Source organism: Kribbella sp. VKM Ac-2566, from assembly GCF_004366005.1.
GTDB lineage: Bacteria > Actinomycetota > Actinomycetes > Propionibacteriales > Kribbellaceae > Kribbella > Kribbella pratensis.
This window is the reverse complement of the sequence record NZ_SODT01000008.1, coordinates 1,659,829-1,674,400: the sequence shown is the minus strand read 5'-3', so window position 1 is coordinate 1,674,400 and position 14,572 is coordinate 1,659,829. Positions and strand designations below refer to the sequence as shown.

The following is a 14,572-nucleotide window of genomic DNA, read 5'->3' as shown; positions in this document are numbered from 1 at the left end:
CTGAGTGACCGCACAACGTGGTGCGGTCCGGCGCGAGCGACGCCGAAGTCACGTGTGGAGACGGTGGGGAATGCAGAGCAAGCTGGACGTCCAGAAGGCGGATGTGCTCGCCAAGGCGGTGGCCGCGGGAACACACGGTCACGACAAGTCGGCCGACCCGGGCAAGCTGAAGACGTTCCTCGAGCAGTACTACCGGCACGTCGCCGCCGAGGACGTCGCCGAGCGCCAGCCGAACGACTGCCTGGGCGCCGCGCGGCACCACTACAAGTCCGCGATGTCCCGCCCGCAGGGGACGGCGAAGGTGCACGTCTTCACGCCGACGATCGAGGACCACGGCTGGTCCGCGAGCGGGCGGACCGTGGTCGAGATCGTCAGCGACGACATGCCGTTCCTGGTGGACAGCGCCTCGATGGCGATCACCGAACGCAACCTCGAGCTCCAGTTGCTGGTCCACCCGACGTTCGTGGTGCGGCGCGATGTCGCCGGCACCTTGCGGGAGGTCCTCGACGACAGCGCGAGCGCGGACGGGCACGACCTGGTCCGCGAGAGCTGGATGCACCTGGAGATCGAGCGGATCGCGGACGTCGCCGAGCACCGCGCGCTCGAGCAGGACCTGCAGAAGGTGCTGAACGACGTCCGCGAGGCGGTCGAGGACTGGCCGAAGATGCACGAGAAGGCCGTTACCATCGCCGCCGGCCTGAACGCCGCCGAGTTGCCGGTCTCCGAGAGCGAGGTGGAGGAGGCCCGCGAGCTGCTGGAGTGGCTGGCCGACGAGCACTTCACCTTCCTGGGCTACCGCGAGTACGACTTCACCATGGAGGGCGAGCAGGGCATCCTGCGCGGCCGCGCAGGCACCGGCCTGGGCATCCTCCGGCCGGATCCGAAGCCGGGTTCCGGCAAGCTGCCGCCGGAGGTGAGCGCCAAGGCGCAGGAGCGGAAGCTGCTGATCCTCACCAAGGCGAACTCCCGCTCGACGGTGCACAGATCGACCTTCCTGGACTACGTCGGTATCAAGCAGTTCGACGAGAGCGGTAACCCGGTAAGCGAGTGCCGGTTCATCGGTCTGCTGTCGTCGACGGCGTACACCGAGAGCGTCATGCAGGTGCCGGTGCTGCGCCGCAAGGCGCTGGAGCTGTTCCGTCTGACCGGCTTCGACCCGAACAGCCACAGCGGCAAGGGCCTGCTCGACGTGCTGGAGACCTACCCGCGCGACGAGCTGCTGCAGGCACCTGTGGAGGACCTGCTGCCGATCGTGCAGTCAGTGCTGCACCTGCAGGAGCGGCGTGCGGTCAAGCTTTTCGTACGGCGTGACGTCTACAACCGGTACCTGTCCTGCCTGGTGTACCTGCCACGTGACCGCTACACCACCGCGGTCCGGCTGAAGATGCAGCAGATCCTGAAGGACGCGATCGGCGCCGAGACCGTCACGTACGCCGCGTACGTCACCGAGTCCGTGCTGGCCCGCGTGCACTTCGTGGTGCGGATGAAGCAGGGCCGGACGGTCGGCGAGTACGACTCCGAGCTGCTCGAGCAGCAGGTGATCGAGGCGACCAGAGCCTGGCAGGACGACTTCAACGCCGCGCTGCACGCGAAGGGCGGCGACGGCGCGGTCACCAAGCTGTCGCGCCGGTACGCCAACGCGTTCCCGGAGGCGTACAAGGAGGACTTCGACGCGCGCGTCGCGGTCAACGACGTACACGTCCTCGAAGGGCTGTCGTCCGACAACGGGCTGGCCATGTCGCTCTACACCCCGCTCGACGAGGAGTGGGAGGGCGAACGGCGCTTCAAGGTGTACCGCACCGGGTCGTCGCTGTCGCTGTCGCAGGTGCTCCCGCACCTGAGCGCGATGGGCGTCGAGGTCGTCGACGAGCGCCCGTACGAGATCCGTTGCGACGACGGCACGATGGCCTACATCTACGACTTCGGCCTACGGGCACCGGAGGACACCGAGGAGCGCGAGGAACTGCGCACCCTGTTCTCCGACACGTTCCAGGCGGTCTGGGAGGGTCGGGCCGAGTCGGACAAGCTCAACGCGCTGGTGCTGCGCGGCAGCCTCAGCTGGCGGCAGGTATCGATTCTGCGCGCGTACCAGCGCTACATCCGCCAGGGCGGTACGCCGTTCAGCCAGGACTACATCGAGAACACCTTCCTGAACCACGTGGACGTCGCGAACCTGCTGGTGCAGCTGTTCGAGACCAGCTTCGACCCTGCGCGCGGACCGGCCGACGACCCGGACCGGACGATGCGCACGGACCAGCTGGAGAAGGAGATCCTGGCCGCGCTGGACACGGTGCAGAGCCTGGACGAGGACCGCATCCTGCGCTCGTACCTGACCGTCATGAAGGCGACGCTGCGGACGAACTACTTCCAGCCGGGCGCCGACGGGAAGCCGCGGTCGTACATCTCGCTGAAGCTGGAGCCGAAGGCGATCCCGGACCTGCCGCAGCCGCGGCCGAAGTACGAGATCTTCGTGTACTCGCCGCGGGTCGAAGGTGTGCACCTGCGGTTCGGCGCGGTCGCGCGCGGCGGTCTGCGCTGGTCGGACCGGCGGGAGGACTTCCGCACCGAGGTGCTCGGCCTGGTGAAGGCGCAGATGGTGAAGAACTCGGTGATCGTGCCGGTCGGCGCGAAGGGCGGGTTCTACGCCAAGCAGCTGCCCGACCCGGCCGCGGATCGGGACGCCTGGCTGGCCGAAGGCATCGCGTCGTACAAGACCTTCATCTCCGGGCTGCTCGACATCACCGACAACATCGTTGCCGGGGACATCGTTCCGCCGCGCGACGTGGTCCGGTACGACGGTGACGACGCCTACCTGGTCGTTGCCGCGGACAAGGGTACGGCGACGTTCTCGGACATCGCGAACGGTGTCGCCAAGGAGTACGGGTTCTGGCTCGGCGACGCGTTCGCGTCCGGCGGCTCGGTCGGGTACGACCACAAGGCGATGGGCATCACCGCCCGCGGCGCGTGGGAGTCGGTCAAGCGGCACTTCCGCGAGATGGGGCACGACTGCCAGAGCGAGGACTTCACGGTCGTCGGCGTCGGCGACATGTCCGGTGACGTGTTCGGCAACGGGATGCTGCTGTCCGAGCACATCCGGCTGGTCGCCGCGTTCGACCACCGGCACATCTTCCTCGACCCGACGCCCGACGCGGCCTCGTCGTTCGCGGAACGGCGGCGGCTGTTCGAGCTGCCGCGGTCGTCGTGGGCGGACTACGACAGGTCCCTGATCTCCGCCGGCGGCGGCGTGTTCCCGCGGACCGACAAGGCGATCCCGATCTCCGCCGAGGTCCGCGAGGCCCTCGGTCTCGAAGGCAGTCCGGCGACGCTGACGCCGGGCGAGCTGATGAACGCGATCCTGAAGGCGCCGGTCGACCTGTTCTGGAACGGCGGCATCGGCACCTACGTGAAATCGTCCGCCGAGTCGAACGCGGACGTCGGCGACAAGGCGAACGACACGATCCGGATCAACGGGTCCGAGCTGCGCGCCCGCGCGGTCGGCGAGGGCGGCAACCTCGGCTTCACCCAGCTCGGCCGGATCGAGTACGCCGCGGCCGGCGGCCGGATCAACACCGACTTCATCGACAACGTGGCCGGTGTGGACACCTCCGACCACGAGGTGAACATCAAGATCCTGCTGGACACGGTGGTCGCGGACGGTGACCTGACCGAGAAGCAGCGCAACGACATCATCGCGTCGATGACCGACGAGGTCGGGGCGCTGGTGCTGAAGAGCAACTACCGGCAGAACATCGCGCTGGCGAACGCGGCCGCGCAGGCGCCGGCGCTGATGCACGTCCACCAGGACTGGGTCCGGCGGCTCGAGAAGGAAGCGCTGCTGGACCGGCAGCTGGAGTTCCTGCCGAGCATCACCGAGTTCAAGAAGCGCAAGGCCGAGGGGCGTGGGCTGACGTCGCCTGAGCTGTCGGTGCTGATCGCGTACACCAAGATCGTCCTCGACGCCGAGCTGCTGAAGACGTCGCTGCCGGACGACCCGTACCTGGCGCACAAGCTCGCCAGCTACTTCCCGAAGGCGATCCAGGAGCGGTTCACCGACCAGATCCAGAGTCACCAGCTGCGCCGCGAGATCATCACGACACAGGTGGTCAACGAGTTCATCAACACGTCGGGCATCACGGCGTACCACCGGCTCTCGCTGGAGACCGGCGGGACCGTCGAGGACGTGGTCCGGGCGAACCTGGCCGCCTCGCGGATCTTCGCGCAGCCCGAACTGCTGTCGAGCAACGCCGAGCTCGACAACGTGGTCGACGCCGAGACGCAGACGCACATGCGGCTCGAAACGCGGACGCTGGTCGAGCGCGCGACGCGCTGGCTCGTCAGCACCCGGCGGCCTCCGGTCGACATCGAGGAACTCATCGAGTTCTTCGGACCGGGGATCGCGAAGCTGACGGCGGCGTTGCCCGACGTACTGCGCGGTCGCGAGCTGGCGCTGTTCGAGCAGCGCCGGGAAGCGCTGGTGCGGAAGGGAGTCTCGGAGGACTTCGCGACCCGGATCGCGGTGCTGCCGCCGGCGTACGGCGGGCTCGGGATCGTGGAGACCGCGTCGCGCGAGGACATCGACATCTTCGAGGTCGCCAAGGTCCACTTCGCCCTCGGCGAGCGGCTGCAGCTGGGCCGCTTCCTGGAGCGGATCATCGGCCTGCCGCGCACCGACCGCTGGCAGACCATGGCCCGCGCCGCCCTGCGCGACGACCTGCACGCCGTGCACGCCCGCCTCACCCGTCAGGTTCTCGCCACCACCGATCCGGCGGCCGACCCCGAGGAGCGCGTCGCCACCTGGCAGGACCAGAACGCGACGGCGCTGGCCCGAGCCGCCACCATGCTGGAGGAGATCGTCGAAACCGAAGGCCCTGAACTGGCCCACCTGTCCGTAGGCCTCCGCCTGGTCCGGACGTTGATCGCCAACCAGGCCTAGTTCGCGTCTCAGCGTTCGGAGACGACTACATCGACGGAGTACTGGTCGGCGCGGTAGCAGTGATTTCCGTACTCGACGGGGGAGCCGTCGGCGGCGTAGGCGGAGCGGGTCATGGTGATGAGCGGCTCCGCCTTCGACATGTGCAAGGTACGGCGTTCCTCGGCGGTCGCGTTGCGGGCGCCGATCCGCTGCCGCGCGACCGTCGGCCGGATACCGCGGGCCCGCAGGACGGCATACAGCCCGTCGGTCGTGAGCTCGTCCAAGGTCAGGTCGTTGAGGGCCGGCGGCAGCCAGTTGCGCATGATCGCGAGCGGCAGGTCGTCGGCGTACCGGAGCCGGACGATCCCGACCAGCGGGGTGCCGGGCGGGACCTCGAGTACGGCGGCCGCGCGGTCGTCCTGCGCCGCGCAGTCCAGCGCGAGCACCTCGGTCCGCGGCGTCCGGCCCTCGCGGGCGAGGTCGTCGTACAGGCTGGTCAGCTCGGCCTTGCGGTGCACCATCTGGTTCGCGACCGTGGTGCCGATGCCGCGGCGGCGGACCAGCAGGCCCTGGTTGACCAGCTCGGAGATCGCCCGCCGGACCGTCGGGCGGGACAGGTTCAGCCGGTCGGACATGCCGATCTCGTTCTCGAACGGGTCGCCCGGACGCAGCCGGCCGTCCGTGATGGCGGCAGTGAGTTGCTCGGCCAGCTGGTGGTACAGCGGCACCGGGCTGCTCCGATCGAGCTGGATCGGCAACGCATTCATAGGCGGATGCTACCTGGTCATGTGCGTACGTGAGAATGTGTTAACAAAGTATTGACACCCCTGGCACCGGCCCGGAAAGCTGACGGCAACCAGCGCGCCACAGGGGTTGTGGCGCGCCGTTCACGAGAGGGGCGCGCGGATGCGGATCGGGTTGGTCGGGGTCGGGCGGATCGGGGCGTTCCACGCCGCGACGCTGAAGGAGTTGCCGGCGGTGGATCAGGTGGTCGTCGCCGACGCGGACCCCGCCCGGGCCCAGGCGGTCGCGAAGGAGCTGGGCGTCTCGTCGGTCCCCGACGTACCGGCACTGCTCGCGTCCGGCCTGGACGGTTTCGTCATCGCGGCGGCGACATCCGCGCACGCCTCGTTGATCGAGGCAGGGATCGCAGCCGGTGTACCGACGTTCTGTGAGAAGCCGGTCGCGCTCGACCTGGCCGAGACCGAGCGGGTACTGGCGTTGGTGGAGGCGGCGAGCGTCCCGGTACACATCGGTTTCCAGCGCCGGTTCGACGCCGGGTACCAGGCGGCGCGGGCGGCCGTGGAGTCGGGCGAGCTCGGGTTCGTGCACCACATCCGGGCGAACACCAACGACGCTTTCCCGCCGCACCGCGAGTACATCCCGCAGAGCGGCGGCTTCTTCCGCGACTGCACCGTGCACGACTTCGACATCATCCGCTACGTCACCGGACGCGAGGTCGTCAGCGTCTACGCCACGGGCGCGAACCGCGGCGAGACGTTCTTCGCCGAGTCCGGCGACGTGGATTCGGCCGCCGCGTTGCTGACGTTGGACGACAGCACCTTCGTCGCAGTCAGCGGGACGCGGTACAACGGCGCCGGGCACGACGTACGGATGGAATTGCACGGCAGCCTCGGCTCGATCGCGGTCGGCCTCGACTCGCACACCGCACTGCGGTCGGCCGAGCCGGGCGTCAGCTTCCCGGAGGGCCCGCCGCACATGACGTTCATGGACCGCTTCCAGCCCGCGTACGTCGCTGAACTGACCGCTTTCACCGAGGTCGTCGCCGGGACCCGCGAGGTGCCGTGCACGGTCCGGGACGCGCTCGCGGCGTTCCGGATCGCCGACGCCTGCGAACTGTCCCGCCACGAGAACCGCATCGTCACGCTCTGAGGAGAGCCGCTCATATGACAGAGATTGCTACGCGTATCGCCGGTGCTCCCATCTCGTGGGGCGTGTGCGAGGTGCCGGGCTGGGGCTGGCAGTACGACGCCGCGACGGTGCTCGCCGAGATGCGCGCGGTCGGGCTCGCGGCGACCGAGTTCGGCCCGGAGGGGTTCCTGCCCGACGACCCCGCGGACAAGGCCAAAATCCTGGCAGACGTAGGTCTTCGGGCCGTCGGCGGATTCGTACCGGTCGTCCTGCACGACCCGTCACACGATCCCGCGCCGGAGGTTGCCGCCGCGCTCGAGGGCTTCGTCGCGGCCGGCGCCGGGACCCTGGTCCTCGCCGCAGCCACCGGCCAGGACGGGTACGACGACCGCCCGGCGCTGGACTCCGCTGGTTGGAGCACCTTGCTCGCCAACCTGGACAAGCTGTCCGAGCTGGCGGCCTCCCGGGGCGTGCTGGCGACCGTCCATCCGCATGTCGGCACGATGGTCGAGAACGCTGCCGACGTCTCGCAGGTACTCGACGGGTCGTCGATCGGCCTCACGCTCGACACCGGCCACCTGCTGATCGGCGGGGTCGACCCCGTGGCGCTGGCGGTCGAGCACACGGCTCGGATCCGCCACACCCACCTGAAGGACGTCGACGCCGCGTGGGCCGCGCGGGTGCAGTCCGGCGAGGTCGGGTACACCGACGCCGTACGCTCCGGGATGTACCGCCCGTTGGGTGCCGGCGACATCGACATCACCACGATCGTCAGCACGCTCGAGAAGTCCGGGTACGACGGGTGGTACGTCCTCGAACAGGACACGATCCTGCGCGCGCGCCCGGTGGACGACGGGCCCGTGGCCGACGTACGGGCGAGCATCGCGCACCTGCAGTCGATCGCGGCGGGGCTCGAATGACCGCCCCCGGGACCCGTGGGAATGGGATGGTCTGATGGTGGACGACGTACTGACGATCGGGCGCATCGGGGTCGACCTGTACCCGCTGCAGACCGGGACGCATCTGGAAGATGTCACCTCGTTCGGCAAGTTCCTCGGTGGGAGCGCGACGAACGTGGCGGTGGCGGCGGCGCGGCACGGGCGCAAGTCGGCGGTGATCAGCCGGACGGGGAACGACCCGTTCGGTGTGTTCATCCACCGCACGCTCGGCGAACTCGGGGTCGACGACCGGTTCGTCTCCGGAGTCGACGGCCTGCCGACGCCGATCACGTTCTGCGAGATCTTCCCGCCGGACAGCTTCCCGCTGTACTTCTACCGCTTCCCGACGGCGCCCGACCTGGTCATCAACCCGTCGGAGCTCGACCTGGAGGCGATCCGCGACGCGCGCATCTACTGGTCCACGGTGACCGGGCTGTCCGCCGAACCGTCGCGGTCCGCGCACTTCGCTGCCTGGGAAGCTCGCGGTCGGCGTCCGATCACGGTGCTCGACCTGGACTACCGGCCGATGTTCTGGGCCGATCCCAGTGAGGCGCACTCGCAGGTGTCGCGCGCGCTCGAGTACTGCACGGTTGCTGTCGGCAACCGTGAGGAGTGCGAGGTGGCCGTCGGCGAGACCGATCCGGATAAGGCCGCGCAGGCCCTCCTCGACCGCGGCCTCGACCTGGCTGTGGTCAAGCAGGGCCCCCGCGGCACGCTCGCCCGGACCCGCGACGAACGCGTCGAGGTCCCGCCGTACCCGGTCGAGGTGGTCAACGGCCTCGGCGCCGGCGACGGCTTCGGCGGAGCGCTCTGCCACGGGCTCCTGGCCGGCTGGCCGCTGGAGAAGATCATCCGGTTCGCCAACACCGCCGGCGCGATCGTCGCCTCCCGCCTCGAATGCTCCACCGCGATGCCCACGACCGAAGAAGTCCTCTCCCACCTGGGAGCCGAAGCATGACCCCCCACGACGAAGACCAGTACTCCGAAAACGCCCGCCCCATCCCCATCCACCGCCCCCACGAAGACCCGGACCCCACCACCCTGACCCCAGGTCCCAACGACCCAACAGTCATCGCACGTCGCCCCGATGACCGCGCGGTCCGCGACGCGCGCCAGGACGCCGCCGCAGACCAGGCCGACTGGTCCAACGACCCCACCGTCCTCACACCCGGCGCCAACGACACAACCGTCACCACCAACCGCGCTACCCCGCCCCAACCGCGCGTTCCGGCGGAACCCGTCGCGGGTGCGCGACCGTACGTCGATCCGGACGCTCCGACCGCAGGTCTGAACGATCCGACGGTTGTCGCACGTCGCCCCGACGCACCCGGCGCCGACGACCTGACGGTGATGATGGACGCATCCCAGGAGACGACTCCCGCAACCCCCGACGGCCAAACAACCGTCATCGGAAACCTGAACCTCGCCCCCGACCACCCCACACCCCAACAGGCATCACCCGTCGAGCAGGCACCCGTCGAGCAGGCGCCGGTTGGGCAGGCAGCGGTTGAGCAGGCACCAGGTGGGCAGGCAGCGGTTGGGCAGGCACCAGGTGGGCAGGCAGCGGTTGGGCAGGCACCAGGTGGGCAGGCGCCGGGTGGGCAGGCGCCGGGTGGGCAGGCAGTGAGTGGGCCGGCTTGGCGTGAGCAGCGGCTGGGCAGCGTGGAGGCTTCACCGGGGCACCAGGTGAGCGGTCAAACGGTCCGTGGAGAGCAACGAGCGACTTTGCCTGCACCTCCGGCGGACCGGCAGACCAACGGGCCCGCGGACGCAGACAGAGAATCGCTCCTCGCCGAGGCCGAATCCTCCGGTACGCCGACCTCAACCGAGCAGGCACCCACCGCCGCAGCTCAACCACACGCAACCCCACCATCAGCCAGCGCGAACACCACACTGCCGGACCAGTCTGCTGACGAGCCGACCGTTGCGTTCGAACCCGGTGTATCCGAGCCGGCCTATGAAGCGGGTGCTCCAGGTCGGGAGGAAGCCACTGGCCAGCTGCGCGAAGACCAGCCAAGCGTCCCGGAAGCCCTGACCGATCCAACCGAGCGGGCTGATGCTTCCGGCACTGCCGACCTGGCGCGCGGTGGTGAGGACGCGGAGGAAGTTGCCGGGCAGGTTGGTGTGGTTGACCGGGAAGCTTCGGTTGAGGATCAAACCACCGGCGCGGGCTCCCCGGTAGTGGAGCGGGGAGCCGAGCAGGTGGGGTTGGTTCGGGGAGTTGCTGAGCGGTTGAGGGAGTTGACGGAGGTTCGGGTTCGGCACCCGGAGCGGGTGGCTGAGGGATGGTTGCAGCGGCGTACTCGGGCGTTGGTGGGGGATGACGGACGGCTGTTGATCGTGGCTGCTGACCATCCGGCGCGTGGTGCGTTGGGGGTGCGGGGCGATCGGATGGCGATGGGCAGCCGCGCTGATCTCATCGCCCGGTTGCTGATCGCGTTGCAGCGGCCAGGTGTGGACGGAGTACTGGCCACTCCGGACGTGCTGGAAGACCTCCTGCTGCTCGGCGCCTTGGAAGGCAAGGTCGTCATCGGATCGATGAACCGGGGCGGCTTGCAGGGCGCGGCGTTCGAGTTGGACGACCGGTTCACGGCGTACCGGACTGCTGACGAGATCGCCGCGCGGCGGCTCGACGGCGGCAAGATGCTGACGCGGATCGACCTCGGCGATCCGGGGACGGTGGCGACGTTGGAGAGCAGCGCCGCGGCGGTGACCGGGTTGGCCGAGCACAAGCTGATGGCGATGGTCGAGCCGTTCTGGTCGACGCGCGGCGAGGACGGGCGGGTCGCGAACCTGCTCGATCCCGACTCGGTCATCAAGTCGATCCAGATCGCGTCCGGTCTCGGCGCGACGAGTGCGTACACGTGGCTCAAGCTGCCGGTCGTGGACGAGCTCGATCGGGTGATGGAGGCAACGACCCTGCCGACGCTGTTGCTCGGCGGCGATCCGACCGCGGAGCCGCAGGCGACCTACGCCTCGTGGGGCAAGGCGCTGGAGCTGCCCTCGGTCCGCGGACTCGTGGTCGGGCGGGCGCTGCTCTTCCCACCGGACGGCGACGTGGCAGCGGCTGTCGACCACGCCGCCGCCCTCGTCCACGGCGACACCGTATGACCCGGACCGCTGAGGTTCTGAGGAAGGACAGTTGGAATGACTGAATGGGTTCGGCCGGCCGGGACCGCCGCGAGCGATGGGTTCGAGCTCGCGGTGCGGCCGGGCGAGGCGGAGTGGCATCACAGTGGCTTGCTGGTTCGGACCCTGCTTCCTGGGCAGTCGGTGGAGATCGACACCGGGGACTGTGAGTACATCGTCCTTCCGTTGAGTGGGTCGGCCGAGGTGATCGTCGACGGCGAAGCGGTCCCGCTCGGCGGACGGGCGGATGTGTTCGCGGGCCCGACGGATCTCGCGTACGTGCCCCGGAACTCGACGTTCGCGGTGGTCAGCGCAGGTGGCGCGCGGATCGCGTTCCCGCACGCCAAGGCCGCGACGGACCATCCGTTCCGGCGGATCGGCCCCGACGAGGTCGAGACCGAGCTCCGGGGCGCCGGTGTCGCATCCCGCCAGGTCCGCAACTTCGGTACGCCGGGAGTTCTCGAGGCGGACTCGATCATCGCCTGCGAGGTGATCACACCGGCCGGCAACTGGTCGTCGTACCCACCGCACAAGCATGACGAGCACAAGCCGGGGAAGGAGAGCGAGCTCGAGGAGATCTACTACTTCGAGCTGCAGCTGTCGGACGACGTCCCGGAAGGTGTCAAGGGCAACGATCCTATCGGCTACCAACGGGTCTACGGAACCGAGGAACGTCCGATCGACGTTCTGGCGGAGGTCCGTAGCGGTGACGTGGTGCTCGTCCCGCACGGCTGGCACGGCCCGGCGATGGCCCCGCCCGGCTACGACATGTACTACCTCAATGTGATGGCCGGACCCGGCACCGAGCGCCAGTGGCTGATCACCGACGATCCGCAGCACGCCTGGGTCCGCGACCTGTGGAACTCCCAGCATCTTGATCCGCGCCTACCTTTCGGACGAACAGGAGATGAGTCATGACGGTGCGTCTCACGGTCGCGCAGGCCCTGGTGCGATTCCTGAGCGTCCAGTACTCGGAGCGTGACGGCCGTCGGCAGCGGTTGATCGCCGGGTCACTGGGCATCTTCGGCCACGGCAACGTGGCCGGGGTCGGCCAGGCGTTGCTGCAGTCCGAGCTCGAGGACCCGAAGGCGTTGCCGTACATCCTGGCCCGCAACGAGCAGGCCATGGTGCACACCGCCGTCGCCTTCGCGCGGACCCGTGACCGGCTCCAGACCTATGCCTGCACGGCAAGCATCGGCCCGGGCTCGACCAACATGGTGACCGGTGCGGCCCTCGCGACGATCAACCGGTTGCCGGTGCTGATCCTCCCTTCGGATGTGTTCGCGACCCGGGTGGCGACACCCGTGCTGCAGGAACTGGAGAGCTTCGGCGCCGGTGACGTGTCGGTCAACGACGCGTTCCGCCCGGTGTCGAAGTACTTCGACCGCATCTGGCGGCCCGAACAGTTGCCCTCGGCACTGATGAACGCGATGCGGGTGCTGACCGATCCGGTCGAAACCGGCGCGGTGACGCTGGCCTTGCCGCAGGACGTCCAGGCCGAGGCGTACGACTGGCCGGAAGAGCTCTTCGTCGAACGCACCTGGTACGTCGCACGCCCCTTGCCGGAGGCATCAATTGTCGACAAGGCGGCAGATCTCCTACGGTCCGCGCAGCGACCGCTGATCGTCGCCGGCGGCGGTGTGCACTATTCGGGAGCAGAGGAAGCGCTGCGCGAGTTTGCCGAACGTACCGGCATCCCGGTGTCGGAAACCCAAGCAGGTAAGGGCTCTCTGGCCTACGATCACCCGCAGGCGGTCGGCGCGGTGGGGTCGACCGGGACCACCGCAGCCAACGCGCTGGCTCGTGACGCGGACCTGGTGATCGGGATCGGCACCCGCTACAGCGACTTCACGACGGCGTCGCGGACAGCCTTCCAGAATCCGCGGGTCCGGTTCCTGAACATCAACGTGGCGCGATTCGACAGTGGTAAGCATGCCGGCCTCCCGGTGGTGGCCGATGCGCGGGAAGCCCTTGTTTCGTTGGGATCCGCGCTCGGCGAGTGGTCCGTGGACGACCAGTACACAGCCGAGGCACAGGAACTCACAAGGAACTGGAACGGAACTGTAGACGCAGTTTTCCGGCCCTCCGCTGAGGTGACCGCGAAACTGGCCGAAGGACTGCTCACCCAGGGCGAGGTGATCGGCGCCGTCAACGAATTGTCGGCGGCGTCTGATGTGGTTGTCTGCGCGGCCGGCTCGATGCCGGGTGACCTCCACAAACTGTGGCGGCCGCGCGATCCGAAGGGATACCACGTCGAATATGGCTTCTCCTGCATGGGATACGAGATCGCCGGCGGGCTCGGTGTGCGGCTCGGCGCGCCGGATCGCGACGTGTTCGTCATGGTCGGCGACGGGTCGTACCTGATGATGTCCAGCGAGCTGGCCACCGCGGTCCAGGAGAACATCAAGATCATCGTGGTCCTGGTGCAGAACCACGGCTTCGCGTCGATCGGCGCGCTCTCGGAGTCGCTCGGTTCCCAGCGGTTCGGGACGGCGTACCGCAAGCGCACCGGCGACGGCCGGCTCGACGGCGACTACCTGCCGGTCGACCTCGCGGCGAACGTGCGCAGCTTCGGTGTCGACGTGATCGACGTGCACAGCCGGCCCGAGCTGGAGAAGGCGATCCAGACCGCGAAGGCAGCCACCGGACCGATCGCGATCCAGGTCACGACCGACCCGTTGGTCGGCGGTCCGGACAGCGACTCCTGGTGGGACGTTCCGGTCAGCGAGGTGTCGGAGCTGCAGTCCACACAGGCCGCGGCCGCGACGTACGAGGAGAGCAAGAAGGCCCAGCGTCCGTACCTGGCTCCGGTCGAAGGAGATCGCTGATGGGCAGAATCGCCATCGGTACGGCGCCTGACTCGTGGGGAGTCTGGTTCGCCGACGACCCGCGGCAGACGCCGTGGACGCGGTTCCTCGACGAGGTGGTCGCGGCCGGTTACACGCGGATCGAGCTCGGTCCGTACGGGTACCTTCCCACCGACCCGATCAGGTTGAAGGACGAGCTCGACCAGCGCGGCCTGACGATGACCGCCGGTACGACGTTCGAGCAGCTGCATCGCCCCGACGGGTGGGAGGCGACGTGGCGCGACGTCGCCAAAACGGCCGAGTTGACGGCCGCGATGGGCGCGAAGCACCTGGTCGTGATGCCGTCGATGTGGCGCGGTGACAACGGTGAGATCGTCGAGGAGCGGCTGGACCACGAGGGGCAGGCCAGACACGGGCAGGCGGTGACCGAGCTGGGTCGGCGGCTGGCGGAGGAGTTCGGGCTGCTGACGCAGTACCACCCGCACGCGGACGGACATGTCGACACGCAGGACACCGTCGAGCGCTTCCTCGAGGAGACCGACAGCGACTTCGTGAACCTGTGCCTCGACACCGGCCACATCAGCTACTGCGGCGGCGACAACCTCGAGCTGATCCGGAAGTACCCGGACCGGATCGGCTACGTCCACCTGAAGCAGGTCGATCCGAAGATCCTCGCGGAGGTCGAGGCCGAGGGCCTGAGCATGGACGAGGCGGTACGGCGGGGCGTGATGTGCGAGCCGCCCAACGGCGTACCCGAGCTGCCGCCGGTCCTCGATGCGCTGGCCGCGCTCGACGCCGACGTGTTCGCGATCGTCGAGCAGGACATGTACCCGTGTGCGCCCGACGTACCGCTGCCGATCGCGGCGCGGACGTTGGCGTATCTCACTGCGTCTGGGGGTGCTTCATCGAGATGA

At 68.8% G+C, this 14,572-nt stretch carries 10 protein-coding genes; 8 read left to right on the top strand and 2 right to left on the bottom strand.

Going from position 1 to position 14,572, the window contains the following annotated elements:
- Nucleotides 1–70 precede the first annotated feature (70 nt).
- A complete protein-coding gene (locus EV647_RS10955) occupies nucleotides 71–4,933 on the top strand; it encodes an NAD-glutamate dehydrogenase (RefSeq protein WP_134001547.1) in 4,863 nt (1,620 codons plus the stop codon).
- 8 nt (nucleotides 4,934–4,941) lie between these two features.
- Here EV647_RS10955 and EV647_RS10950 read toward each other — a convergent pair whose 3' ends face one another.
- Entirely contained in the window at nucleotides 4,942–5,679 is a 738-nt protein-coding gene (locus EV647_RS10950) for a GntR family transcriptional regulator (RefSeq protein WP_134001545.1), read from the bottom strand.
- Nucleotides 5,680–5,818: 139 nt separating this feature from the next.
- Here EV647_RS10950 and EV647_RS10945 point away from each other — a divergent pair, with 139 nt between their 5' ends.
- The 3 genes from EV647_RS10945 to iolC are packed head-to-tail and all read left to right on the top strand — an operon-like array spanning nucleotide 5,819 to nucleotide 8,680.
- Nucleotides 5,819–6,805 carry a Gfo/Idh/MocA family oxidoreductase gene (locus EV647_RS10945; protein ID WP_134001543.1) on the top strand — a complete coding sequence of 329 codons (987 nt, stop codon included), beginning with the start codon at nucleotides 5,819–5,821 and terminating at the stop codon, nucleotides 6,803–6,805.
- A gap of 14 nt (nucleotides 6,806–6,819) precedes the next feature.
- The gene (locus tag EV647_RS10940; RefSeq protein ID WP_202876093.1) at nucleotides 6,820–7,704 is read left to right on the top strand and encodes a sugar phosphate isomerase/epimerase; all 885 of its coding nucleotides are present in this window, start codon (nucleotides 6,820–6,822) and stop codon (nucleotides 7,702–7,704) included.
- A 34-nt stretch (nucleotides 7,705–7,738) separates the two neighbouring features.
- A complete protein-coding gene (gene iolC, locus EV647_RS10935) occupies nucleotides 7,739–8,680 on the top strand; it encodes a 5-dehydro-2-deoxygluconokinase (RefSeq protein WP_134001541.1) in 942 nt (313 codons plus the stop codon).
- A 914-nt stretch (nucleotides 8,681–9,594) separates the two neighbouring features.
- Here iolC and EV647_RS10930 read toward each other — a convergent pair.
- Nucleotides 9,595–9,879 carry a hypothetical protein gene (locus EV647_RS10930; RefSeq protein ID WP_134001539.1) on the bottom strand — a complete coding sequence of 95 codons (285 nt, stop codon included), beginning with the start codon at nucleotides 9,877–9,879 and terminating at the stop codon, nucleotides 9,595–9,597.
- Between the two features lie 75 nt (nucleotides 9,880–9,954).
- Between EV647_RS10930 and EV647_RS10925 the strand changes: the two genes are divergently transcribed.
- From EV647_RS10925 to EV647_RS10910, 4 genes are read left to right on the top strand one after another with little or no spacing between them, the layout of a single operon-like run.
- Nucleotides 9,955–10,833 carry a deoxyribose-phosphate aldolase gene (locus EV647_RS10925; RefSeq protein WP_134001537.1) on the top strand — a complete coding sequence of 293 codons (879 nt, stop codon included), beginning with the start codon at nucleotides 9,955–9,957 and terminating at the stop codon, nucleotides 10,831–10,833.
- Nucleotides 10,834–10,869: 36 nt separating this feature from the next.
- Nucleotides 10,870–11,769, top strand: a complete 900-nt coding sequence (iolB, locus tag EV647_RS10920; protein WP_134001535.1) for a 5-deoxy-glucuronate isomerase — start codon at nucleotides 10,870–10,872, stop codon at nucleotides 11,767–11,769.
- Nucleotides 11,766–13,679, top strand: coding sequence for a 3D-(3,5/4)-trihydroxycyclohexane-1,2-dione acylhydrolase (decyclizing) (gene iolD, locus EV647_RS10915; protein ID WP_134001534.1), 1,914 nt, complete (start codon nucleotides 11,766–11,768; stop codon nucleotides 13,677–13,679). The genes iolB and iolD overlap by 4 nt, the downstream gene beginning before the upstream one ends.
- Nucleotides 13,679–14,572: a TIM barrel protein gene (locus tag EV647_RS10910; protein ID WP_134001532.1), complete on the top strand. Its 894-nt coding sequence runs from the start codon at nucleotides 13,679–13,681 to the stop codon at nucleotides 14,570–14,572. The genes iolD and EV647_RS10910 overlap by 1 nt, the downstream gene beginning before the upstream one ends.